Annotated in this window: 19 protein-coding genes; 13 read left to right on the forward strand and 6 right to left on the reverse strand. The window is 55.8% G+C overall.

From position 1 onward, the window contains the following. Positions 1-75: 75 nt before the first annotated feature. On the reverse strand, positions 76-831 hold the full coding sequence (locus ROLI_RS06420) for a trypsin-like serine protease (RefSeq protein WP_222869378.1): 756 nt from the start codon (positions 829-831) through the stop codon (positions 76-78). Between the two features lie 660 nt (positions 832-1491). Between ROLI_RS06420 and ROLI_RS06425 the strand changes: the two genes are divergently transcribed. Beyond that, positions 1492-3537: an NADH:flavin oxidoreductase gene (locus tag ROLI_RS06425; RefSeq protein ID WP_187428612.1), complete on the forward strand. Its 2046-nt coding sequence runs from the start codon at positions 1492-1494 to the stop codon at positions 3535-3537. Between the two features lie 396 nt (positions 3538-3933). Here ROLI_RS06425 and ROLI_RS06430 read toward each other — a convergent pair whose 3' ends face one another. Then, entirely contained in the window at positions 3934-4647 is a 714-nt protein-coding gene (locus ROLI_RS06430; protein ID WP_187428611.1) for a FadR/GntR family transcriptional regulator, read from the reverse strand. 293 nt (positions 4648-4940) lie between these two features. On the opposite strand from ROLI_RS06430, the gene ROLI_RS06435 reads away from it, so the two are divergent. The 8 genes from ROLI_RS06435 to ROLI_RS06470 all read left to right on the forward strand — a co-directional run bounded on the left by ROLI_RS06435 (position 4941) and on the right by ROLI_RS06470 (position 13583). Next, positions 4941-5903, forward strand: coding sequence for a TRAP transporter substrate-binding protein (locus ROLI_RS06435; protein WP_187428610.1), 963 nt, complete (start codon positions 4941-4943; stop codon positions 5901-5903). A gap of 61 nt (positions 5904-5964) precedes the next feature. Further along, on the forward strand, positions 5965-6474 hold the full coding sequence (locus ROLI_RS06440; RefSeq protein ID WP_187428609.1) for a TRAP transporter small permease: 510 nt from the start codon (positions 5965-5967) through the stop codon (positions 6472-6474). A gap of 1 nt (position 6475) precedes the next feature. Then, entirely contained in the window at positions 6476-7759 is a 1284-nt protein-coding gene (locus ROLI_RS06445) for a TRAP transporter large permease (protein WP_187428608.1), read from the forward strand. A gap of 3 nt (positions 7760-7762) precedes the next feature. Continuing rightward, positions 7763-9097: a glucuronate isomerase gene (gene uxaC / locus ROLI_RS06450; protein WP_187428607.1), complete on the forward strand. Its 1335-nt coding sequence runs from the start codon at positions 7763-7765 to the stop codon at positions 9095-9097. After that, positions 9055-10311: a mannitol dehydrogenase family protein gene (locus ROLI_RS06455; protein ID WP_222869377.1), complete on the forward strand. Its 1257-nt coding sequence runs from the start codon at positions 9055-9057 to the stop codon at positions 10309-10311. The genes uxaC and ROLI_RS06455 overlap by 43 nt, the downstream gene beginning before the upstream one ends. Beyond that, positions 10308-11513, forward strand: coding sequence for a mannonate dehydratase (uxuA, locus tag ROLI_RS06460; protein ID WP_187428605.1), 1206 nt, complete (start codon positions 10308-10310; stop codon positions 11511-11513). Before ROLI_RS06455 ends, uxuA begins: the two co-directional genes overlap by 4 nt. Continuing rightward, positions 11503-12534 (forward strand): Gfo/Idh/MocA family protein, encoded by a 1032-nt coding sequence (locus ROLI_RS06465; RefSeq protein ID WP_187428604.1) that lies wholly within the window; start codon positions 11503-11505, stop codon positions 12532-12534. Before uxuA ends, ROLI_RS06465 begins: the two co-directional genes overlap by 11 nt. Next, the gene (locus ROLI_RS06470) at positions 12531-13583 is read left to right on the forward strand and encodes a Gfo/Idh/MocA family protein (protein WP_187428603.1); all 1053 of its coding nucleotides are present in this window, start codon (positions 12531-12533) and stop codon (positions 13581-13583) included. Before ROLI_RS06465 ends, ROLI_RS06470 begins: the two co-directional genes overlap by 4 nt. 461 nt (positions 13584-14044) lie before the next feature. Here ROLI_RS06470 and ROLI_RS06475 read toward each other — a convergent pair whose 3' ends face one another. Beyond that, positions 14045-14401, reverse strand: coding sequence for a hypothetical protein (locus ROLI_RS06475; RefSeq protein WP_187428602.1), 357 nt, complete (start codon positions 14399-14401; stop codon positions 14045-14047). 327 nt (positions 14402-14728) lie between these two features. On the opposite strand from ROLI_RS06475, the gene ROLI_RS06480 reads away from it, so the two are divergent. The 4 genes from ROLI_RS06480 (at position 14729) to ROLI_RS06495 (ending at position 19708) form a co-directional block, all read left to right on the forward strand. Continuing rightward, complete coding sequence (locus ROLI_RS06480) at positions 14729-15169, forward strand: plasmid mobilization protein (protein WP_187428601.1); 441 nt, start codon at positions 14729-14731, stop codon at positions 15167-15169. Between the two features lie 185 nt (positions 15170-15354). Next, on the forward strand, positions 15355-16584 hold the full coding sequence (locus tag ROLI_RS06485; RefSeq protein ID WP_187428600.1) for a Fic family protein: 1230 nt from the start codon (positions 15355-15357) through the stop codon (positions 16582-16584). Between the two features lie 281 nt (positions 16585-16865). Continuing rightward, positions 16866-17939, forward strand: a complete 1074-nt coding sequence (locus tag ROLI_RS06490) for a dsDNA nuclease domain-containing protein (RefSeq protein ID WP_187428599.1) — start codon at positions 16866-16868, stop codon at positions 17937-17939. 41 nt (positions 17940-17980) lie between these two features. Next, positions 17981-19708 (forward strand): hypothetical protein, encoded by a 1728-nt coding sequence (locus tag ROLI_RS06495; RefSeq protein WP_187428598.1) that lies wholly within the window; start codon positions 17981-17983, stop codon positions 19706-19708. 628 nt (positions 19709-20336) lie between these two features. Here the strand turns inward: ROLI_RS06495 and ROLI_RS06500 are convergent. From ROLI_RS06500 to ROLI_RS06510, 3 genes are all read right to left on the reverse strand, one after another. After that, a protein-coding gene (locus ROLI_RS06500; protein ID WP_338469243.1) for an IS3 family transposase occupies positions 20337-21466 on the reverse strand; the annotation gives its coding sequence in 2 pieces (ribosomal slippage) (positions 20337-21220 and positions 21220-21466; 1131 coding nt in all). Positions 21467-21478: 12 nt separating this feature from the next. After that, positions 21479-22159: an FRG domain-containing protein gene (locus tag ROLI_RS06505; RefSeq protein WP_187432184.1), complete on the reverse strand. Its 681-nt coding sequence runs from the start codon at positions 22157-22159 to the stop codon at positions 21479-21481. 25 nt (positions 22160-22184) lie between these two features. Further along, on the reverse strand, positions 22185-25628 hold the full coding sequence (locus ROLI_RS06510) for a hypothetical protein (RefSeq protein WP_222869717.1): 3444 nt from the start codon (positions 25626-25628) through the stop codon (positions 22185-22187). Positions 25629-25730 lie beyond the last annotated feature (102 nt).

Raw genomic sequence — 25730 nt, forward strand, 5'->3', positions numbered from 1 at the left:
GGATCTGAGTCGGCGTTGCCGCAGTTTATGGCCGATAATTCAACAACACGTAACCATCAGATTTTGCGCGCCCCTTCAAGGATCGCTCTGACCCGGCGTCGCGCGTGCCATCGCTGCGCGCCAATGCGATAACACCCAATCATCAATGGGTACGGCAATGCTGCGCGGGGGGGTGGCGTTCAGGCGCGCCGAAATCACGCCAATCACCATCCAGCCGTCGCCACCGCGTGCCAATACCGGCCCCCCCGAATTGCCCGCGATTACCTCACAATCCAGCAAAAGCCGTTCTGCATCGCTCCCGGCCTGTTTCGCGCAATCAAAGCGCCCGTTGATCACATGCGGTCGCTTTCGATGATATCCAAGAACGGCCAAATTCTGCACCGTGCGGCTGTCTGGTTTGCGCAGCGCGTGCGGCGTGACATCACCCACTTCAATCGGTGTGCTCAATTGGATCACCGCGATGTCGTGCCTGACCTTATCATCGCCCTGTTCGCCTGCGTAATCGGGGTGAATATCGATCCGTTTGGACAAGCGATGCGCGGCAAAGGAACCTCGGTCCCAACCGGCCACGAAATGCCGCGTCCTGTTGCGTTGCAAAACGGCGCTGACGCAATGGGCCGCCGTCAAAACAAGATCCGGCGCAATCAAGGTGCCGGTGCAGGAGGATTTATCGCGAAAGCCAGCCGTATTGACCAAGCCCACCGCCACCCATTGTGCGCGCAGCGCGCCCGCCAGGGCAGGCAGGGGCTCCGCACGGACAGTTTGTACACTCCCGAAAGCCGCACCAAGGGCACTCAGGAGGATGAAAAGCAAAGCATATGGTTGGCGCACGCAAACCCTCGCGAAACAGTCGATGGCATCAAACCTGCACCGATTGATGCGCCCCGCCAAGGGAATAAGGCGGGGTGGTTTGGCATATCACAGCGGGCCTGATCGGGTTTTATATGCAGATAAATGAAAACAATACGTTATCAGGCCAGTTTCACAGGTGTTTTTATCCCACAGGGATAAAAGGCGACCCATTCGGATATTGCGCAGCTGAAAAGGGGTTCGATATGGCGGAAAATCAGGACCCGGTCTAGGAGAGGGCGGGGCGGCTGAGGTGTTCTTGCTGTGAGGTTTCAGATGCGAGGCTTCGTCCCGCTCGGTCTGCGTGCCTGAGCCGATCCGGCCCAATCGCTTTGGGTCCAATGGAGGGCGACCGGTTTCAAATAAATGCGCGCCCGTGCAGCCCCGGTGCCTTGCCGTGTGACCCGCTGGATATCGCCCGAAGGCACGCCGGGGGCCGCAGGAACCGCTCCTTGCCGCCTTAGCAGATCGCCAGAACCCGCGCGCCGCGCCGCGGATTACGTGTTCGACAACTGGCCTGATGAACCCTGGCTTTACGGTGGCGGAAACCCTCAACGCACCTTGCAATATCGGTGCCATCTGTGACTTTTACCCCTGTGGGGCCAGGTGCCTCAACGCGCTTGCCCGAACAAAGGTCGTGATATGTCCAAAGATCCGCTGTTACAGCCCTATCAACTCAAGCATCTGACACTCAAAAACCGGATCATGACGACAAGCCATGAGCCCGCATACCCCGAAGACGGTATGCCCAAAGACCGCTACCGCGCCTATCACGAAGAGCGCGCCAAAGCCGGGGTTGCCCTTGCGATGACAGCCGGGTCCGCCGCCGTGTCAAAAGACAGCCCGCCGGTGTTCAATAATGTGCTGGCCTATAAGGATGAGGTGGTCCCGTGGATCCGCAACCTCACGGATGCATGCCATGGCCACGGGTGTGCGGTGATGATCCAGCTGACGCATCTGGGGCGGCGGACGGCTTGGAACAAGGGCGATTGGCTGCCCTCTGTGTCCTCGTCAAAACACCGCGAACCGGCGCATCGCGCCTTTCCCAAGCTGGTCGAGGATTGGGACATCACTCGCATCATTTCCGATTTTGCCGATGCTGCCGAACGGATGAAAGCCGGGGGCATGGATGGGATCGAATTGCAGGTTTACGGCCATCTTCTGGATCAGTTCTGGTCGCCTTTGACCAATGATCTGACGGGCCATTACGGTGCCGATACGCTGGAAAACCGCATGCGCTTTCCGCTGGATGTGCTTGGTGCGGTGCGCAAACGCGTGGGCGCGGATTTTATTGTCGGTTTTCGCTATACGGCGGATGAGGCGCAAAAGGGTGGAATTTCGGCCGAGGACGGCCTGGTGATCTCCAGGAAACTGGCCGCAACGGGGCAGCTTGATTTCCTGAATGTCATTCGGGGCCGCATTCATACCGATCCCGATATGACCGATGTCATTCCGGTGCAGGGCATGCCAAGCGCGCCCCATCTGGATTTCGCGGGCGAGGTAAAGCGCGCCACCGGCATGCCGGTCTTTCACGCAGCGCGCATCCCGGATGTTGCAACCGCGCGCCATGCAATACAGTCGGGGCAGTTGGATATGGTCGGCATGACCCGCGCGCATATGGCAGACCCCCATATCGTACAAAAGATCATCGAGGGCCGGGAGCACGACATCCGCCCCTGTGTCGGCGCCACATATTGTCTGGACCGGATTTATCAGGCGGGTGATGCGCTGTGTATTCATAATGCCGCCACGGGCCGCGAGCTGAGCATGCCGCATCAGATCGATCCCGCCAAAACCCGTCGCAAGGTTGTGATTGCCGGGGCTGGACCGGCCGGGCTGGAGGCCGCGCGCGTGGCTGCCGAACGCGGGCACGCGGTTGTCGTGTTTGAGGCCCAGCCGGAGCCGGGCGGGCAAATCCGCCTAACCGCCCAAAGCGCGCGCCGTCGTGAGATGATCGGCATCATCGACTGGCGCATGGCGCAATGTGCCGCGCGCGATGTGACTTTTCATTTCAACACATGGGCCGGGCCGGAAGACGTGCGCGCCCTTAACCCGGATGTGGTCATTGTCGCCACCGGTGGCCTGCCCAATATAGAGCTTTACGAGACCGGGCAGGAGGCCGCGCATGTCGTATCCGCCTGGGACATCATATCGGGGGACGTGAAACCGGCGGGCGAGGTTCTGATCTATGACGAAAGCGGTGATCATCCCGGTTTGCAGGCCGCCGAGGTCGCGGCTGCGGCGGGTGCACGGGTCGAAGTGATGACCCCGGATCGTACCTTCGCGCCTGAGATCATGGCGATGAACCTCGTGCCTTACATGCGGTCGCTGCAAGATAAGGACGTAACCTTTACCGTCACCCGGCGCCTGCTGGGGGTGGAGCGGGCGGGCAATCGGTTGAGGGCTCAGATCGGGACGGATTACAGTGATCATTCACGGGTGCAGGAATATGACCAGATTGTTGTAAACTACGGCACGATGCCGCTGGATGATCTGTATTTCGACCTCAAACCCCATAGCCGCAATGGCGGGGCCGTAGATCATGATGCGCTGATTGCCGGGCAGGCGCAGGCGCTGGTGCAAAACGAGAACGCGGGTTTCCAGCTTTTCCGTATTGGCGATGCGGTATCGGCGCGCAACACCCATGCCGCGATCTACGATGCCTTGCGGCTGATGAAGGATATCTAGAGCGCGATCAACCCTGGCCGGGCCACACGCGCGGTCCTGCGGCAGGTCGCAGCGATGCGCTGTTGCGCGGTTCTGGCACCGGTGTCGGTTGATTACCCTCAAGGGGGGAAAATCGTTCATTCCGGTATCCAATCGTCCACCGGCCCGAAAGGAACCGCCCAAGATCGCGCTGAGGGTCGGGTGAATCCGGTTCTTGAGGCATCAGTGCTACGCGTCTGCTCACGCAATGGCGTTGGCCAGACTAAGAGTATCACCCCGTGCCTTTGGTATCATTCATGATCTGGACCGGAACCACACTGGCGGTTTGAAAACCAGCGTTACGCGACATGATGCCTGCAACATTTGGATGGCCGCAACAGGTTTGGCTTGAAATCGGAGGCCCGCATGTTCCGCGGGCTAACCCTTATCCGAGCTGCCCGCACCAAATGCGGAGGCGCGTAACAACACTCTGCGCACTTCAACCAAATGGGCTTTCATGCGCTGTCGGCTCAGGTCGGCATCGCGTGCAACAAGCGCATCCAAAATCAGCCGGTGGTGTTCCAGGGCCGTATCCTGTGGTTCACCAAACAGGCCTGTGAGAGCGCCCATACGTTCAAACATGGGCGAGAACATCTGTGACCAGAGCCGGTCAATGATCCCCACCAGCGGTTCGATCCTGGTCGCCTTGGCCAGCGCGATATGAAAGGCATGATCCGCTTCACGGTGCGTGCCACGGCCATGGGCCGCTGCCATGGCCTCAATACTGATCTCCATGGCCATCAACTGAGTTGCATCAATGCTCGCAGCGGCTCTTGCCGCGATTTCGCATTCAATCAACTCGCGCGCGTCCAGTAACTCCAAAGGACCAGCGCCCAGATCCGTATCTGTTGTGACACCGGGCTGGTCGACGTATATGCCGGACCCGGTACGGATCGACACTTGTCCGGCGATTTCCAGTGCGATCATCGCTTCGCGAACCGTGGAGCGTGCCACCTTCAGCCGGTCCGAGAGGACCCGCTCGGAGGGCAGGCGCGTGCCGGGCAACAGAGCTTCTTGGGCGATGATCCCGGCAATCTGGTCTGCCACTTTACGGTAGAGCCGAAAACCGGGTTCGGGCGATTTCTTGTCCATGGAGCCCCTTTGTTCCGTCCCCTTTAGACAGCTAACAGGCTGGCTTGCCAGAGGGAAGGCGGTTTTCAAAATTGGTCTTGCCAAAATGAAGAAATGCAGGCCATATCAATCAAATTGGACGGACCAATATTAAGAATCTGTTACTACTTCTGCCCAAATGACCAAATAATGGCTCAGGAAGTTGCCAATTTTTTTGAGTCTGGCCAGACCAAATTAATCCGGAAGATGCGACCAGGCCGACCTTTTTTGATCAAAGGGCGGTTCCGATAAATCACTCTAGGGAGGAACATCGAATGAACAAAATCCTGAAATTTAGTATCGCCGCAGCCCTCGTGGCAGGAACTGCACAGGCCCAGGAGTTGCGCGGCTGGAATACGCATGTGCCGGATTATCCGGTATCAATCGCGCTTGATCGCTTTGTCGAGATGGTCGAGGAACGCACCGATGGGCGCATTCAAATGCAAAACTATCACGGGGCCACGCTGGGCGAGGGCGAGTTTGCGACCGAACAGCTGCAATTTGGCGCGCTGGATTATGGCGTATTTTCAACCGCACCGATGGTGAATACGGTCAAGGAACTCGGCGTCACCTCCTTGCCTTACGTCTTCAAGGATCCCGAGCATCAATACCGCGTGCTGGAAGGTCCGATTGGTGAGGACATAGCCGCAGCGATGGGCGAGGCCAATATGGTGCCCTTGTCCTGGTTCGCCTCCGGTTCGCGCAGCTTTTATGCTAATGCGCCGCTCAATTCCGTTGAGGATATCGCGGGTAAGAAATTCCGAGTGCAAAACAGCGATATCAACGTGGCGATGGTCGAAGCCCTGGGGGCCAATGCGACACCGCTGCCGTTTGGCGAGGTTTACACATCGATCCAATCGGGCGTCGTTGACGGTGCAGAAAACAACTGGCCGAGCTACGAATCCACGGGCCATTTCGAGGTGGCCCCCTATTACATCATCGATAATCACACGATTGTTCCCGAAGGCATCATCTTTGCCAAGACCACATGGGATAAGTTCTCGCCAGAAGATCAGGCGATTGTGCGCGCCGCCGCACAGGAAGCTGCGATTTATCAAAGGGAGTTGTGGGCCGCGCGTGAAACCAAGTCCCGCGAGATTGTCGAAGCCGCCGGTGTCACAATCGTGGAGGGCATCGACACCACGACTTTTGCGGAGAAAATGGGACCGGTCTATGAGCAATTTGCAAGCGATCCGGTTGTTGCGGATTTGCTGAAGCGGATCCAGGCAACGGAGTGATGCATGCCGGGGAGGCTGCTGTGCCAGCCTCCTGCTTTCCCGCTGGATCGGAGCCCAAATCATGCGTTGGAAAATAGTTGATCGACTGGCGCGCGCTGTGACCGGGATCAGTTCGGTCGCGCTGGTCTTGCTGGTGGTGTTCACCGGATGGCAGGTCTGGGGCCGCTATGTGCTCAACGACACCCCGACCTGGACGGAAAAAGCGGCATTGCTGCTGATCTTGATCGTGGCACTGCCGATGGCGGCGGTCGGGTTGCGCGAGAATTTTCACCTCGGCATCGATTACATCAACGATCTGTTGCCCGCCAGAGCGCAAACCATTCTTGAGGTCATCAACTCAATTATTCTGGGGGGCTTTGGGGTGGCGATGATCTTTGGCTCCTGGCCCTTGGTTGTCGGCACATGGGGGCGTGACATTCCCTTGATCGGGCTGCCGCAGGGGCTGCAATATGCGCCCCTGATCCTGACCGGCGCGTTGATTGTGTTGTTTATGGTGGAACGCATCTGGTTTTTGTGGCGCGCGGCACCGCAGGACCCCGGTGAGGGCGCGCCTAAGCCGGGGGGGCTTTGATATGGGGCTGACCATACTTCTATGCGCCTTTGTCATCTGTGTGGTCATGGGTATTCCGATTGCCTTTGCGCTGGGCGTTGCCGCCCTGGTGACGGCGATGTATCAGGGCATCCCCGAGTTGATCGTGTTTCAGCGCATGGTGGCCGGGATCAATGTGTTTTCACTGCTGGCGATCCCGTTCTTCATTTTCGCAGGCGAAATCATGATGCGCGGCGGGATCGCGCTGCGGCTGGTGCGCGCCGCAGAATCCCTAGTCGGACAGGTACGCGGTGGCCTAGGGCTGGTCAACGTGCTGACCTCAATGCTCTTTGGTGGCATTTCCGGGTCCGCCGTCGCGGATACATCTGCGCTTGGCTCTGTGATGATCCCGATGATGCGCGAACGGGGCTATGACGATGATTATACGGTGAATGTCACCGTCACCTCCTCCATCGCAGGTGTGCTCATTCCGCCGAGCCATAATATGATCCTCTACGCGCTCGCGGCAGGGGGTGGGGTGTCTATCACCTCCCTGTTCATTGCCGGTGTCGTGCCGGGTATCCTTTTGTGCCTGTGCTTGTCTCTGGCCGCTTATGTCATCGCGGTGCGGCGCGGGTATCCGACCGGGGTATTTCCGGGGTGGCGCGCCGTTGTGTTTGCCATGGGGGCTGCATTGCCCGGCTTCATGACCGCGGTCATCATCATCGGCGGGGTCGTCTCGGGCGTGTTCACGGTGACGGAGAGTGCGGCGATCGGCGTGATCTATGCGCTGATCGTGACGGCGGTGTTTTATCGCTCGCTCTCCTGGCAAGCCTTTCGCGACAGCGTCACACAAGCGATCCGCACAACGGCCATGGTGATGATCCTTGTCGGCACCGCGCAGGCCTTCAGTTATTTCATCACGCTTTATCAGGTCCCATCCGCCATCCTCGCCGGCATGCAGGCCCTGAGCGAAAACAAAATCGTGCTGTTGCTGCTGATCAATATATCGCTGCTGGTTTTGGGTATGTTCATGGATATGGGGGCGCTGATCCTGATCTGTACCCCGATCTTTTTGCCCGTCGCCAAAGCCCTAGGGGTCGATCCGGTACAATTTGGCATGATCTTGATGATGAACCTTGGCCTCGGCCTGACGACACCACCTGTGGGGCCGTGCTTATTTGTGGGCTGCGCGATTGCCAAAGTTCGAATAGAAAGCGTCGTAGGCACCATCTGGCCATTCTACCTTGCCATCCTCGCGGCGCTCTTGCTGACCACCTATGTGCCGGTCATCAGCCTGGGCCTGCCGCATCTCTTTGGGTACTGACAAATGCTCTATGACGCCATCCGTTCGCTGCCGATTGTATCGCCACATGGGCATACGGTCCCGCAGTGGTTTTCCGACGACCTTCCCTTTGCCGACCCGGCCGACTTGCTGATCATACCGGATCATTATGTGTTTCGGATGCTCTACTCACAGGGCGTTGCGCTGGAGGATCTCGGCATTGGGGTTGCGCCCGAAAAACGAGACCCGCGCGCGATTTTTCGCCATCTTGCGCAGCACTGGCACCTGTTTATGGGCACGCCGTCGCGGGGCTGGCTGGAACATACCCTGCGCGCCGTTTTCGGCATCACCGAAACATTGGGTCCTGATACCTCCGATGTGATTTACGACCAGATTGCCGCAAAACTCAGCACAGCGCAATTTCGCCCGGTCGCCTTGCTGGAGAGCTTCGGGATTGAGCTATTGGCCACAACCGATGGTGCCCTCGATGATCTGAGCCCGCACGCCAGTTTTGCCAGGAAAGGGCGCAAAACCCGGCTCATCCCCACATTTCGCCCCGACAGCGTGCTCGATCCAATGGCCAAAGGCTGGTCTGAGGCGATGGCGCAATTGGGCGCACTCACCGGGGAGGATTGCACAACGATGGCGGGCTGGCGCGCCGCACTCATGGCGCGACGCCAGCATTTCATCCATCACGGCGCGACGGCCACCGATCACGCGATTGACCACCTTGCAACGGAATGGCTGGAGGCGGGCACCGCACAGAAGCTCTTGGAAGCCTGTTTGAGGGGCCGCGCGGATGACGCGGCGAAACGACGGCTCTACAATCACATGCTCATCGAAATGGCGCAGATGTCGATTGATGACGGGCTCGTCATGCAATTGCATGCGGGATCGGCGCGGGGGACCAACCGCGCGCTTACGGATCGGTTTGGTGCGGATAAAGGTGCCGATATTCCGCTCCCGCAGAACTGGGTCCGGGGGGCGGACGGCTTGCTCAACCGCGTCGGCAACGATGCGAAACTGACCCTCATCGCCTTCACGCTGGATGAAAGTGTCTATGCGCGCGAATTGGCTCCGATGGCCGGGCATTGGCCTGCATTGCGCCTTGGCCCGCCGTGGTGGTTTCATGACAGCCCGAACGGTATTCGCCGCTATCTGGACGCGGTTGTGGAGAGTGCCGGGTATTGGAACCTTGCGGGCTTCAATGATGATACCCGTGCGTTGATGTCGATCCCCGCGCGCCATGACATGTGGCGGCGCGCGGTGGCTGAGCACCTTGACGCGCAGATCGCAGCAGGGCGCTTTGGGATGACGGATGCAGAGCGGATTGCCCAATGGCTTGCCGTGGGAGCCGCGCGCGCGGCCTATCGCCTGTGAACCGGATTGTTCACATCGGCACCGGCGCTTTTCATCGCGCCCATCAGGCATGGTATGTTGCGCAGGCAGGCGGCGGGTGGCGGATCGACGGTATTTCACTGCGCTCACCGGCGGTGCGCGACGCATTGGTGCTGGATGATTTCGCCTATGCGCTGGAGATATCGGATGCTCAGGGTCGCCGCATCGAGGTGATCGACGTCATAGAGAGCATGACCGTCGCGCCGCAAGAAAGGGGGGCGGTCGCGGCGTTGATCGCACGGGAAAACACCGCGCTCGTGACCGTGACCGTGACCGAAAAAGGCTACCACCTGCGCGGCGACGGGACGCTCGATCTGGCGGCCGTGGCCCCGGATATCGCGGCCCTGCGCGAGGGCGGGGAACCCGTCACCATGCCCGGCCATTTATTGGCGGGGTTGGCGCTGCGCCAGGCCCCTTTGACGGTCATGAGCTGTGATAACCTGCCTGATAACGGGAAAAAGCTCAAAGCGGCACTCTTGGCGCTGGCGCAAGCCGTCGGGATCGATCCGAGCCGTGTGACACGGCATGCATTCCCCTCCACGATGGTTGACCGCATTACACCGGCACCCGATGATGCCCTGCGCGCGCGTGTGCGCGCCGCGGGTGCGCCGTCACAGGCACCGGTGGCGACGGAGGCCTTCACCGAATGGGTGATTGAGGACGCTTTTGCCGGTCCGATGCCGGATTTTGCAGCGGCCTCGGCGCAGATTGTCGCCGACGTTGGCCCGCATGAGTTAAGAAAACTGCGCATGCTGAACGGGGCCCACTCCACGCTGGCCTACGCCGGTCTGAACAAGGGGCTGAGCTTCGTGCATGAGGCCGTTGGCGATCCCAATCTGCGCCAGCTGGCGCGCGGCGTCATGGATGAAGCCGCCGCGACTTTGCCCGAAACGATACGCGCCAAAGCCCCTGCCTATGCCGAGGCGCTGCTGTTGCGTTTCGAAAACCCCTCCCTGGCCCATTCCCTGCGCCAGATCGCAATGGATGGATCGCTCAAGCTGCCGATCCGGATTTTATCCACGATGGCCGCGCGCCCCGACAGCCCGGCCTGCGCGCGCGCACTCAGAGCGTGGGAGTGTTGGCTGGACGCGGAATTTGCGGCAGGACGCATGCCCGATGACCCGGCTGCGGAACGCCTGCGTGCCGGGCGTGCGCGGGGGCTCTCGGCGCGCGCAATCCTGGAGGATTTGGCATGAGAGCGACATGGCGTTGGTTTGGACCCCGCGACAACGTTCCCGTCGAATGGATGTTGCAGGCCGGTGTGCGCGGCGTTGTGTCGGCTCTGCATCATGTGCCGCCGGGATCAGAATGGAGCGCTCAGGAGATTGCCAGGAGGCAGGCCGAAATAGGGTGTCGCGCCGATGGCAGCCCCTCAAACCTGAAGTGGGAGGTGGTTGAAAGCCTCCCGGTCTCAGAAGCGATCAAGACCCAGACCGGCGATTGGAAAGCCCATATTGCGGCATGGCGGGCGAGCCTGCAAACACTGGCGGCGGCTGATATCAAGGTGGTGTGTTACAACTTCATGCCCGTCCTGGATTGGACGCGTACCGACCTTGCGTACCGTGTGGGCCATGGTGGGACGGCAATGCGCTTTGATGCGGTGGATTTCGCGGCGTTTGATCTGCACGTGCTCAAACGCCCTGGTGCGGCCGCAGAGACGCCCGAGCCTTTGCGTGATGCCGCAGCCGAGCGGCACAGGGCCATGACGGAGGCGGATCGCGCTCAATTGGCGCGCAATCTGGTGATGGGGCTGCCGGGGGGGCAACCCGGCTTGACACTGGACGCGCTGCGCGCCCATTTAGGGACATATGACGCAATCGACGCCGGACGCTTGCGCCGTCACCTTGCGGATTTCCTGAGCGAGGTGGTCCCGATGGCCGAGAAGCTTGGCATGCGGTTGTGCTGTCATCCTGACGATCCGCCCTGGCCGCTATTGGGTCTGCCGCGTATCATGTCCAATCTTGAGGATTACCGCGCCCTGACCCGCGCCGTCGACAGCCCTGCGAACGGTGTGACGCTATGTTCCGGCTCGCTGGGGGCGAGCAGCGGGAACGATCTGGTGGCGATGATGAAAGCGCTTGGCCCGAAAGTGCATTTTCTGCATTTGCGCAATGTGTTGCGTGAGAACGACTTGGGCAGTTTCCATGAGGCCGAACATCTGAGCGGGGACACCGACATGCCCGCGCTCATTGACGCGGTTCTGTCGGAGGAAGCGCGGCGGCGCGCGGCGGGGCGTGCGGATAAGGACATCCCTTTTCGACCGGATCATGGTCAGGATATTCTTGACGATCTGGGGCGGCAGGCGCAGCCGGGGTATCCGGCCATCGGTCGCTTGAAGGGGTTGGCCGAACTCAATGGGGTGATTGCCGGTCTGGAGTATATTCATCATGGCCGCTGAAGTGATCTGTGTTGCGGTCATCGGCCTGGGCATGGCCGCCAAACCGCATCTTGCGGCCCTGCGACAGCTTGAAGGGCCAATCCGTGTTGGGGGGCTGTATACGCGCAACGCGGAGCGCTTGGCGGCTCAGGCCGAGGCCACGGGCTGGGCCGCCTATGACAGCGTGCAGGCGATATGCGATGATCCCGCAGTGGACGGCGCTATTCTGATCACGCCACCGAATGCGCGCGAAGATCTGGTCGCGCAGCTCGCCCGTGCAGGCAAGCACATCCTGATGGAAAAACCACTCGAGCGGGATTTGCCACGTGCTGAACGTCTGGTCGCGCGGTGCGAGGCCGCCGGTGTGACCCTTGGCGTTGTGCTGCAACACCGGTTTCGGGCCGGCAGCATGGCGCTCGCCGACCTCATTGCTTCGGGGAAATTGGGGCCTATCCGTGCCGTGCGTCTGGCACTGCCGTGGTGGCGCGCGCAAACCTATTATGACGCACCGGGCCGCGGGACCTATGCGCAGGACGGTGGCGGTGTGTTGTTGACGCAAGCCGTGCATGTTTTGGATCTGATGCTGAGCCTGACAGGGCCGGTCACCGAGGTTCAGGCCCTGACCGCGACAACCGCGCTTCATCAGATGGAGGCGGAGGATTTTGCGACCGCCGGGATGATATTTGCCAATGGTGCTGTGGGGTCGATGGTTGCAACCACCGCCGCCTTTCCCGGCAGCCCTGAATCGCTGGCACTTGATGCCGACCATGGCGCTGCCGTGTTGACCGCAGGCGAATTAGTGGTGCATTGGCGCGATGGCACGCGCGACACCGTGGGTGAATTGAGCGCGACGGGGGGTGGCAGTGATCCGATGGATTTTCCCTGCGACTGGCATCGGGATCTGATCTGCGATTTCGCGGATGCCCTGCGAAACGATCGCCCCCCCCGGATTACCGGACGCGCGGCGCTTGAGGCGCATAAACTGATCGCCGCCATCGAATTATCAGCCTGCGAAGGTCGCAAAATCAAGGTGCAGCCATGAAGGATAATCCCATCCGTTTCGCCGCCATCGGGCTCGATCATCGCCACATTTACGGCATGTCTCAGGGCATGATCGACGCGGGCGGTGAGTTTGTCGCTTTCTGGTCCGAGGGTGATCCGCAGCCCCTCGAAGGGTTCAAAAAGCGGTTTCCGGATGTGGCGCGTGTCGCAGGCCTCGCCCAGCTATTGGAAGACCCAACCATTGACCTCGTACTGATTGCCGCCCCCCCGGCAGCCCGCGCCGATCTGGCCCTGCAAGCAATGCGCCACGGCAAGGATGTGATGCTGGACAAACCGGGGTGCCTGAGTGCGGCTGAACTGCACGAAATTGAGGCCTGCATTGCCCAGACCGGGCGCATCTGGAGCGTCAATTTTTCGGAACGCTTTGAGGTGGCTTCGGCCACTTTGGTGGACCAACTGCTGGCTGAAAACCGCATCGGCAAGGTGGTTCAGACCCTCAGCATGGCACCCCACCGCCTGAATGCGCAGATGCGCCCGGACTGGTTTTGGGACCGCACCGCATATGGTGGCATCCTGGGCGACATCGGGACCCACCAGATCGACCAGTTCCTGCATTTTACCGGCGCGCAGAATGCCGAAATCGCCTATGCGACGGTGGGGAATTTCAACGCGCCGCACCATCCCAGGTTTGAAGACTTTGGCGAAATCAATCTGGTGGCTGGCGATGTGCAGGGATACGCCCGGCTGGATTGGTTTACACCGGATGCGGCCCCAAACTGGGGCGACGGCCGTCTGACCATTCTGGGCACCGAAGGGTATATCGAGGTGCGCAAATATTTCGATGTCTGCGCACAACCGGGCACCGATCACGTCTTTCTGGTGAACGGCACCGAGTGCCAGCGATTTGACGCGGCCAACGCCGGCACACCCTATTTTGCGCGGCTGGCTGGCGATATCCGCAACCGGACCGAAACAGCCTGCCCTCAACATCACACAATTGCGGTGATGCGCCTGGCCATAAAGGCACAGGCAAAGGCCGTCAGACGCGGCCATCTGTCAAATACGGACCAGGCAAAAGCGCGACATTGAAATCAAATGTCGAGGGACATGTGGCAATTAGAAACCGCTGGCGGGCGCAATCATGACCGCCGCGCTGGCCAGGCCTGCATTGGCGCAATGGCCATGATCACCGATCTAATTCATCGGTCCTTTGGGGGCGGGCAGGGCCACGGATCATGCCCCGCGCATTGCGGTGGATGAGTTGAAGGGCGCCTTGGGCCAATGTGTTGTAGTCGTGGACCCGCCCGGCGCGTTAAGCTTGATCGGATCACAAGCCGCTTGGGATTCATCCCCTGACGGCGATACCTGGACGGCAGGGGCTGCCAAGGATTTGGGCGGCTCTGCTGTGAGAGGCAAAATGGATGCAGCCCTCGAGAATTGGGCGCTTTACCTCAACTCCGCCCTTGCCAGCGTAATCAGCGTTTCGGTTAATTCCGAGAGTGCAGACCTTGCCGGGGTTTTTGGACACCCTGAAAACAGGGCCTTGCGCGTTAGCACAGATAAGCGCCCCCCGGGTGATTGTGGCTTTTGAGGCGCGGATCTACCTCGCCATTTCCGCTCGCAGTGATCCGCCTCAAACGGCGAAAAGAGCAGATCAATCCAGCCCGGCCCCAAACAACTTCTTTGTCTGCAAGATTCGTCACAAAGCTCAAACCGCTATCATGGGGAAAAATTGTCTGCTGACTTTCATGAGTGTACCTGCGAATGCGGGCGCGCTCTAATTGCAAAAGCTTGCTATCCAATAGCAAAGTAACGCTGCTGTTGTCGGCGTTGTCCGCAACGTTGATCGTATTCATCAGGCCGCTGAACACCTCGACAACATCAGAAACGCCAATGACGCCAAACATGATACGGCAAGACCTGCCCTGGCAGGGCTCGGCAAGGACTAGGGGCATACGTGCCGCAACAATCCAGTATTGCGGCAACACGTCCGCAACAAAATCACGTACCTTTTGTGCAGGTGGATTAAGTCTGGGGTATTGGGCACCGCAGAGGAGCAACCTAGAACCCTCTGAGTGCGCTTTAGTTCTTGAACAATTAGAGAATTGGTCTGAGGTTCTCAAGTCTGAGCCGGAAGTTATCCACAGATTGATGGCATTCGCGGAGGCCGCTAACGGGGCATCTGATCAACTGTCAGCAAGTCTCGACACACCTCCTGCACCAGAGCCGTCATCATGACCAGCGCAAGACAAAGTCGGGACACCGCACTGACAGCGGCTTTTGACCAAACGTTGGCCAAACACAAAAAAACTCCAGCAAAGCCGTCTCCGGTGACGCTGCGTGTGACACCCGAGGAACGCACCAAGCTGGAAGAACTGGCGGCGGGCATGACGCTCAGCGCGTATATTCGCGCCTGCGTCTTCGCTGAGGAGACCAAGCGTCGCAAAAAACGTCCCGCCAATGTCATTGAGGATAAGAAAGCGGCAGCCGAAGCGTTGGCATTGCTCGGTCAATCCCGGATTGCCAGCAATCTCAACCAGCTTGCCTACCACGCTAATATCGGGGCGCTGATTGTGGGTGGCCATCGCCGAGATGCGGGTGTGCAATCGGAAGGAAAAACCGACGGCGGGCGCAGGGCATTACCCGAGCCTCGGGAGACCGTCTGTTTTTGCTGAAGTGCGCCGAGGACGGCAGTCCTAAGCCGCACAAGGGATCGACGCCGACGGGCTGAAACCGCAACGCGGGTTCGGTTCACGAGAGCCCGGCCCGCCAGGGTGTGCCCAAGCTACAAAGTAACCGGCCATAGTATACCGGATAATTTCAGTCGCACTATCTCTAAGTATATGGTATTGTGTATTTTATGAGTGATGTTGAACCGGACAAAATAGCGGACATGCAGGCGGACATAGATCGCGGTGAATCCATCGGCCTGATGGAACCCCTGCTAGTGTCTGAAAACAGTGCGCATCGCCAAGACCTTGCCGATCTTGCCCTTGATCTCACGGCAAAATCAACGGGCCTCAGCAAAAGCCTTCCGGCTGGAGTGACGGAAGCTCTGTCGTCACTCGTACGGTCGATGAACTGTTATTACAGCAACCTGATCGAGGGGCATGACACCCATCCCATCGATATCGAACGCGCCCTGAATGACGATTACAGCGCCGACACAAAAAAACGCGATCTTCAATTGGAAGCCCGCGCGCATATCACCGTGCAAAGGTTGATTGATGAAGACGGTTTGGAAAACAAGCCGACCGCACAGGATAATATCCTGAACATTCACCGCAGGTTTTGCGAGCTGCTGCCCGAGGATCTGCTCTGGGTCGAGAACCCAGACACGGGAGAACGGATCAAAGTCATTCCCGCTGAGTTCCGCCAAAGAGACGTGCAGGTCGGGCGTCACGTGGCCGTCAGCCCCGGCGCTCTGCCCCGCTTCATGAAGCGATTTGAGGATGGCTACGCCAGGCTCGGGCGTGTCGATGCCATTGTATCCGCCGCATCAGCGCATCACAGGCTACTCTGGATGCACCCGTTTCTGGACGGCAATGGGCGCGTTGCCCGGTTGATGTCCTATGCCATGTTGCGCGATGCACTTAATACCGGCGGCATCTGGTCAATTGCGCGCGGGCTTGCCAGAAACGAGGCGGCTTACAAAAAACATCTGGAGGCCTGCGATCAACCACGGCGCGGCGACAGAGACGGACGTGGCAACCTGAGCGAGGCGACGCTGGCTGGATTTGCCAAGTTCTTTCTGACGACCTGTATTGATCAGGTCGAGTTCATGGAAAGCCTCGTGCAACCCGACCGCCTGCGAAACCGGATACTAATCTGGACGGAAGAAGAAATCAGAGCAGATGCACTGCCGCCAAAATCGGGCGCTGTACTGGAAGCCATTCTGTATCGCGGAGAGCTGCCGCGCGGCGGTGTCCCGGCCCTCCTGGGTGCCACAGAGCGCACAGCACGCCGTGTGACGTCCGCTTTATTGGAGCGCGGTGTGCTGACGTCAAAAACGACACGCGCGCCTCTCAGGCTGGCGTTTCCCGCTGCGCTGGCCGGAAGGTGGATGCCGGGGTTGTTTCCGGAGAAGTAGGCGTCAAGGTGTCAGCGATGGTTTGAAAACCTGCCAGCCACCGACCATCAAGATACTGTTTTTCAACAGAACGGCGGAAGCCGGACTTTCGCTGCCCATGCGAGACGTTGCGCCTACGGAACCGAAAGTGGACATTCAGACGCTGGTTGTTTCACTACGACGAAGGAAACGTTTTGTGGTCAAAGGCCCTTGCCTGAGTTCGATGCGATTTTGATTTGCATCTTCGCTTATCAACTCTAGGGTGAGAGGCAAATTTCTGTTTTTGAATTGGGTGTTTTAGGGTGGCGCAGCAACTACTTGAAGAGATGTTGAAAAAGCCGCAGCGCGAAACCGCTGGGGCTGACACAAACCTACGGTTTGACTATCAAAAAAACTGGGCATTTTGCGAAATGATAAAGAAGCATCTGGAAGGTGCTGACTATCTGGTTGCTTTCGAATACCACGATGATGTGGTCTTCATGGAACCGAACGCCGACCCACAGAACGTCGACTTTTGCCAGGTCAAAACAAAGAAATCATCTTCAAGCGTCACTTTGGGGTTCTATTTGGCGCGCGCCAAGGCAAAGGAAGGGAGAAAACCTTCTATCCTTGGCAAAATGTACGAAAACTTCGATGGCATCTGCTCCGGGAACAAGGTCAAGACAGTTCTCGTTTCAAATGTACCGTTTTCGTTTTGTGGGAGCAATTCGCGCGCCACCGATCTCAAGGCAAGCGATGTAAAAAAGATCAAGGAAAAACTCTCCGAGGAGCTATCAGACTTTGATGAGGAACGCCTAAACAACGTTTACTTTCTTACAACTGGGGTCTCGCTGGATGCCATGCAGAGCTTCCTGATGGGCGAAGTGTCCGAGCTGTTCAAGATGGAGCTTGGAGAAGGCCATGGGGTCAACATGCACGCGTGGACTAGGTTGGTGCAGAACGAGATCAATCGTAAGAATAACGTCGATTCTGAGACGATTTCTTCAACCGATGATCTTAAGGCAAAGAAATGCGTTGACCGAAAATTTCTTTCGAACACAATCCAACTGGCTGCAAACAACACAACTCGCGCCCCTGATATGACGTTGGTGAATGCCGAACTGAAGGAAGCAGGATGGGTTGCTGTCGACCTTATGAAAATGGGGAAAAAGATCTCCAACGCGGTAGCTGACTACACCAATCCTACAAACGGCGATGCCGAGGAGCTTAAGACGCGCCTCGAACATCACTTCCATACAGAGGCGGCAGAGGCGCTACCCGGTTTCCTTGCAAGCGCCTTGTCAAACATTGCGCAATTGACAGACGGCTTACCCTTATACAGTGAAAAGTTCTATTTCTTGGCGTTCGCCGTGATTGTGTTCAATGAAGAAATTTAATTTCCATAAACTCATTAGAAACCTAAGAAAAGGTCGCGAAGATGACAGGCTTGGTGTTCAAAAAGCTCTGGATAGTATCAAAGCTCGAGAAAGCCGCGAGGACAGTGAGCTTTCAGTCCGGAACGAACATTCTGACGGGGGAGAATGATGTTGGAAAATCGACGCTAATTAAGTCCCTCTATCATTCTATTGGCGCCGACGCGCCTCAAATGAACAATACTCGGTGGAAACGAGCTAAAGCGTTTTACTGTTCTGAAATTGTGCTGAATGGCGCAACTTACTTCATTGTTAGGGACGGAAAATACTTTGGTGTCTTTGATGCCCAGAAGGGCATGCTTTCAAAGCACAGTGGTATCTCGACGGAAGGGGGCATCGCTAGTTTTATTTGTGAACAACTGAATTTCAATATTGAACTGGAAAAGAGCACGGACGGCAAATTAGGGCGAGCCGGACCAGCATTCTACTTTCTTCCATTTTATGTTGATCAAGACGCTGGCTGGACTAAGAGTTGGGAGTCGTTCAGCGGGCTTCAGCAGTTCACTTCGTTTCGCAAGAACATGATCGAGTATCATCTGGGTATACGTGCGCAGAGCTACTACGATGCCAAGAAGAAAGAGATGGAATTCTTAGAGACGAAGTCAGCTCACCAAGCCGAAAGAAACGTTCTGTCTACCGCGCTGGCCACTTTTCAGAAACGTTCCTCTCAAATCCAAGTCAGCCTTGATCCTGTGGCCTTCAAGGAAGAGTTGGACCAGCTGGTCGACTCTTACAATCTGCAGAGGGCACGACAACAGGATGCTCTTGCTAAGGTCAAAGACATAAGCAACGAACGAAATGCGATTGATACCGATATCGCGATCCTTCGTCGCTCAATATCAGAGCTGACTGCCGACTACGAGTATGCTGCACGGCTTGAGACGCCCGACATTGTAGGATGCCCCACATGCGGAACAGAGTTCGAGAATTCATTTCAAGAGAGGTTTGGACTGCTGGATGACGTGGACTACTGCCGAGGAATTCTAGATCAGCGTCAGAAAGCCCGTATCGAAGTTTCTGAGAAGCTCGATGCCGCGGAACGCGAATATCAATCGGTTGGGCAAGAAACCCACGAAATGGACCTGTTACTTAATCGAAAAAAATCGGAAGTGACCTTGCGCGACATTGTTGCTTCAGAGGGCAACAAGGAGATGGTCGTCTCTCTCAGCGCAGACATAGTTGGTAAAGATGAGTCAATCGAAGAAGTTCAGAAAGCGATCGATGGGCTAAAGGCTGACTTGAAGCTGGACTCAAAGAGGAAAAAGGAGATCCTCGAATATTACCAGTCGCGTATGAAAGAATACTTGAACGCTCTCAACGTGTTCGTTTTGGAAGAAAGCGATTATGCGGAACCAACTAGGGTAATTAAGAATAACGCTCTAGGCAGTGATCTCCCTCGTGCTTTGGTAGCTCAGTATTTTGCGCTGTTGCACACAATGAAGAAATTTGGCGGCACCAAAGTCTGCCCGCTCATCATCGACTCGCCGCAGCAACAAGAGCAAGACACCAGCAACGTGGGCGCGATTTTCAAGTTCATCTTCTCTAAGGCGCTTGATGGTCAGCAACTCATTCTGGGAACGATTTCCACAGAAGCTGTGCCAGATGAAGTTATTCCAAAAGGTGCGAACCGAATCGTTCTCTCCAACGAAAAGTACTCCGTCTTGCGACGTGATCAGTTTTCTGAAGCAATCGCTGACGTCGGCGAAATGCATGAACTACTGCTATCGAAGTAATCATATCACGGATGTATACAATAAAAAACTCAACATTTTCAATGAGTTGAGCTTGTTGAGGAAACTCACGCCGTTCTCAAAGAGGCAATCTGTCAGCTTTCTAAGATGGAAGTGCTACACGTGCCTCACAATCCCTAGAAGAAACGCTGCTCATTTTCCGCACCGCTGATCTGGTTCTAAAGGTCCGTTTTTGGGAAGCTGCATCGCGGCATCAAAGCTGATTGCGAGTGGCGGCTTTGGACCGTCTGTATCAATCATAGACACGCTTGACTATTCGATGCTGCGCCACCTCCGAGGTTGGCTGAGAGCCCAACCCATGCCTTAGTCAAACTGAAGCCAAAATCGGTCTTGATGACTTCTCAAACCTCCATGAAAACGGACGGCGCAAGATAACAGGTTTCGAGAGATTGTTCCGAGAGGGTTTGCTAGCGAAGTTGTTTGGTTTGCAAGACAATCCTGTCCAACTATCAGAAACCATCGTTTCTAAATGCCCAAATCGCCCGACGCCAAATTGGCGGCTTTGGTTATTAGTTTGTGCGCTTCCAATTCAGGTATCCGCATAGCCCTTGTAGATCAGGGAACAACGTCATTGGTCTTGTCGCGGTTGCGTTCCGGTCTCTCAACTCATTTAGGCAGCCTTTCGTTCGAAGGCCAAGGGGCTTTTGCCACCTAATGACGAGTGCCGCCGTCGTGGATTGTAGAACCCATTGATATACTGGAAAATCGCCCCTTCGGCTTTACGCCTGGTTTCCCAGCGGTTGCGCCAAATCAGCTCTGCCTTGAGTGATTTGAAGAACGTTTCAACCATGGAATTGTCGTAGCAGTTTCCCTTACCGCTCATCGAAACTTGGAAGCCGTGTTTAGACAGCCGTTTCTGATAGTCGCCTGAACAATATTGCGACCCGCGATCCGTATGATGCATGCAGCCCTTCGGCGGTTGCCGCAGTGCCACAGCCATATCCAATGCTCGGATCGCCAGATCCCGCTTCATACGATTGCTAACCGCCCAACCGATGACACGACGGGAATACAAATCAAGGATCACTGCCAGATACAACCAGCCCTCACTGGTCCAGATGTAGGAAATGTCATCGGCCCACTTTTGGTTTGGACCATCTGCAAAGAAGTCCTGGCCCAGCAAGTTAGGGGCGATGTTAAACGCATGATTGCTGTCGGTCGTAACCTTGTATTTCTGGGTCCTGATGATTTTGATGCTATTCTCCCGCATTAAGCGGCCCACGCGCCGGTGCCCAACTTGCAGACCCAGTTCTTGCAGTTCTTCGGTCATGCGAGGCCGGCCATAGCTTTGCAGGCTTAAGCGGTGCTGTTCGCGGATATGCGCCAGGATCACCATATCGTCGCGCTGTCGCTGGCTCATCGGGCGGCTTCGCCACGCGCGAAATCCTCGCGACGTAACCTGCATGACGCGGCAAAGAAATTCGACAGGCCATTCTTCTTTCCAGGCGTCGATAAAGGCGAACCTCACCGACTTTGGCCTGCAAAGAAGATTGCCGCTTTTTTTAACACTTCCCTCTCCTCGCGAAGCAACCGAACTTCCTTGCGAAGGCGTTCGTTCTCTTTCTCGACATCCTCGTGAGGACCCGACATCAGGTTGTCATGCTGATGCTTTTGAACCCACTTGTTCAACGTCGAAAGCCCAACTCCTAAATCCGCTGCCGCTTGCGGTCGTGTCAGCCCACTGGTCGTTGCGATGCGTACTGCATCAAGACGAAACTCGTCTGTGTATCTCGGTGCCATTCTCTATCTCCTTCATAGCAAACATTGCTCGAAAGAGACCGGAACTAAAACGTGGCAAGACCACATCTGGTTGATCCCATGACGATCGAGCGACCTTAGCACACTCGACTTAGAGAGGCTCGGTATCACGATTTCCATCAAACTGGGACGCAGCTCTTTATTTGTTTCAAGTGCGACAAATCTCGAAGATTTTTGAGAGAACCTATGAACGGTAAACCATCCATGTTGCGCGAGGATGCGAGGAGTATTCAGCCGCGGTTTGTAAACCCGGGTCTTTGGTTGTTCGAAGGGCGACTTTGAACCTCGACCTGGCAGGCGCATTCCGGTTGTATCTAGAACATAAACGAAGGCGTTTGCTTCGGTTTTTTCAGAACAGGCGAACCACAAAGCGGCTAGTGGGTTAGATGTCCAATCCAGAAGCCGCGTAGCTAGACCATGATGTTGCGCGAGAGCTAAGAGTTCCCAATCGCTCACCTTTGTGTCATCGATCAGCATTGCTCCAGACCGCCTTAGCTCTGCGAGCATTCCTTTTTCATCTGATGAAGTGTCTCTAGAAGGATCTCTTCTGGCGATGCATGGAAGCAAATTCTTTCTAATACTCTGCCCTCGAAAAAGCGTCATGGAATCTGGTATTGATTTATCCTCAACAGCTTGAACGAATTCACTTAAGCTGTTTGCTTCGAGTGACTCCACTGCTTCCTCCCTACATTCCGCACCGCTACAAAACACCCAGCTTCTTTGAGCACTCTAGCGCCACGCTTGAGAGTTTGCCGCTCCCGCCCCCATTAGACAGATACTTGAGGATAGCCTCAAAGTGGGCTGATCTAGATGACAGTGCTATTCTCGATGTCGAAGACTCCACGTAGTTGAATTTGCCGCGGCAAAAACCGTGACCCCAAACTGCCCGCTGCAAAGCGTGTAGTTCGTATAGTTCGCAAACGTAGCCGGGCTTGGTATCAGCAGAACCTAGAGCGCTCCAATAGAGATCGACCAGCTCCATTCTTTCTTTCCAGCCCTTGTCAGTTACTCTTAGCGATGGAAAATCCTCGATCAGTTGAGCCAAGTCCAAGAGAACGGCGGAACTCTGTGTCGCCTCGAGGTCGATAACAACAACCTTCCCGTAAGGACCAACAATCCAGTTCTCAGCGTGGCCATCTTTCTTGGCCACGCCGAGAACTTCATTCGGAAGGCAATGACCGATGCTGGCTCGCGACGCCTCGCTGAGCACGGAGCCACGGCTCGAACGTTTCAATCTGTCGTTCAGTTCCTTGGCCAACCGCCCACTTGAAACAGTCCCACCTTTAGTGGGAGTAATATTTCGGTGGAACAAACCCAGAAACCGAACGGTAGCACGCAGTGTTTCAATGTTTTCAGGGTAGCCTGTTCCAGAAGGTCCCAAGACTTCGTCGGCAAGGGTCGCGCCAAGCTCACGGCGCATAGCGTAGATGCAGTCGCTCTCATTGACATCTACCAAGCCAATCGGAGCGGGCACGCCATATCGGGAGTCCTCGCCAAGGTCCTGCAACGATTGGCTTACTCTATTAGTTAGGCCGATTTCCCTTTCGGCATCCACTTTTTTTGTTGGTTTGAGCACGATTGAGTTTGAGATCAAGCGGTGTGGATCTTGCAGCACAAAGACCTTTGACCGACCTCCCAACACTTTTTTCTTGAACTCGGTGTTATCTAGTACCGTCTCGACACCCTTAAACCGAAGACCCTGTACAAGCTCCTCTGTGCCTAGTTCCTTAAGTTTTTCAAATTCGGGCGGTAGACGCAGAGATGCCACTTCCATAAAGAATGAATGGGCCTTGTCATGCCTAGAAATAATCTCGGCCAATTGAAAAAACGGCCATGGCCAACTGCGATCTATAGAGATCGCATCTAGTGTAGACTCAACTGATCTTTTTAATTCTTGTTGCTTGTTAGTGCGGACATAAAGTGCTTCGCGTATCCTTGCTGTGACGCTAGAATTTTCCCTGGATTTGCCCCCTGCAGCCGCAGCATCCTCCTTCATTCTTAAAGCATTTTGCAAGGCCTCGACGTCATTGCCCCAAAAGCCAAGCCTATAGTATACGTCACCGATTAATCCTAGGAGTTCGTTTGTTTCATTGCCGAGGCCCCTTGCCGTTTCAAAGCATCCTAAAGCCTTCCTATAAAGCCCCAGATCACGATCACCTGACTTGGCCAAACGAAGGCAGGCTTCCCCAAGCTTGCTGTAAACTACAACTAACTTCAGTGCGTCCTCGTCATACTCTTCACCTGCTTCAACCCTTGCGATTGCGCCTTCGAACCGTTGAACTGCATCGTTAAAATGCGCTGCGGCTAGTTGATCTCTTCCTTGGCTAGCGATCTGCTTGGCGTATTGAAGGGATATGTTCCCAGCAAACGCCTCGAACTCAAGACTTTCATTGCGACCTAGCGAGAAAGCAAGCTCGTACAGCCGAACAGTTTCATCAGATATACCGGCTTCGTCTAGAAGCCTTGACGAATTGGCCGCGTAAGAAATGGCTAGAGACAGAGACTGAGCTAGGTTTTCGTCGTCTGTGGTGGATACAGCCGTACGAAATTCGTTTGAGAGTTCGTTGAGTAGAAGCTTGGCTGAAGACCGGTCTTCCTTCGAGTGGGTAGCATTTTCTTTCAATGCATTGCTGAGACTTACTGCCACCGTGAACAAATAGAACCAAGACGACTCGCCCAGCGCAATAAGCTCGCGCGAAAGCTCAACCAAAATAGCTAAGTCCGAAGCAGCGGCTGCCTTTCGAATTTTAATATCAGCTATTGAAGCCGTTGCATTGTCGCAGATAGTATTTCTTTGCTCATCGGATGCAATCAGTTCGAGGCGTTCCAAGCATTCGGAAAGATCCGCCATCGCTTCTTTGTCTTTCTCGACTTTCTTCAGTAGAAATGAACGCCTCAGCAGCGCTAGCGGCAATGATGCCCCGCCCAGCTTGAAATCATAACTAAAACGGAGATCATCGATGATTGCATTTAGCTCCTCCAGTTCAGCGTCTTCAGCGACATCAGCAGACTGTTGCAAAATCACTAGTCGGAGAAACGCTCGCGTACTTCGCGAAAATGCCTGATCTGGAGGTGGTGCAGATAGTGAAAGGGCCAAATTACAACTCTCAACTCCAGATTTGCAACTTGATACGGCGTCATCAATCTGCTGGTTTTCTATGCAGAACATCGCCCGATACTGATGATACATTGCAGTATCGCTATGGAATTGATGATCCTTCTCTTTCGTAAGGGAGGAAGCCTTCTCAAATCTCCCAAACCAATCATCAGTTTTTTCTAGGTCCAGAACTTTCAGAGCCAGCTCCCGAAGACTTTTGATGGCTTCTTTCCCTGTGTTGCCAAGCTCAAATGACTTCCAAAGATCATCATAAGCGTCCGTCCAGCGAGCTATACTCGGAGCCTCAAGCCGTCCCAAAAACAGCTTGGTAGTGCCACGCATCCCTAACAGTTTAGATCTTTGAAAATCTTTCAAACTCTCTAGATCGACATCGTCAATCAGAAAGAGTTCGATCGCTCTTTCGAAACACGACTTCGCATCTTTTTCGTTGCTGTGACTGAACAGTTGTCGACGTCCATAGAAGAACATTCTTGATGCAAGCCGCATGCGAAGCTCTAACTTCGATCGATGCATGCTCAAATGAGAAGATTCGAAAGATGCGTTGGCTAGGCTTGGGTACTTTTCGGCGGCCTCCCACAAGCTAAGAAGGATAGCAATTTGCGCCGGTCTATCCTTGTAGTCCTGACCCTTGTCGAAATTTAGGAGCGCGCTCATAACGCCAGCAAAGTTCGACGCCAAAGCTCTGTCATCAACATCAGGAACTGACCAATCCCTCAGAAGTTGATCGATTTCTTTCCTATCAGTTCTTGTGTTCGATTTTGAAAAATACACCGGATGGTGCTTCATAAAGTTAAAACTCAACCGCTCCCCCAGCCTTTCGCTAAATTCAGTCTCACCCTCCGAGCATCTTTGCACAACATTACTTGCGTGCAAAGCGAGTAGAATCGCCCAAAACGTTTTACCTGCATGCGCTTTCTCATGGACTTGAATAGAGAGCTGCATAGTCAATCTTACATATTTTTTAATAAAAACAGTGAGGTACATAGGGCTGCAAATCCACTCAGTGGTGGATCGTGCCATGCCCATGGACGGAGCTCTCCGAAGCAGACCTTGGGGCAACGACAGGTTTGTCCCGCAGACTGTCAGTTCGCCGTTGTTGAAATTTTGCGCTTACGGCGAAAGTCAGGA

The sequence above is a fragment of the Roseobacter fucihabitans genome, assembly GCF_014337925.2.
Lineage (GTDB): Bacteria > Pseudomonadota > Alphaproteobacteria > Rhodobacterales > Rhodobacteraceae > Roseobacter > Roseobacter fucihabitans.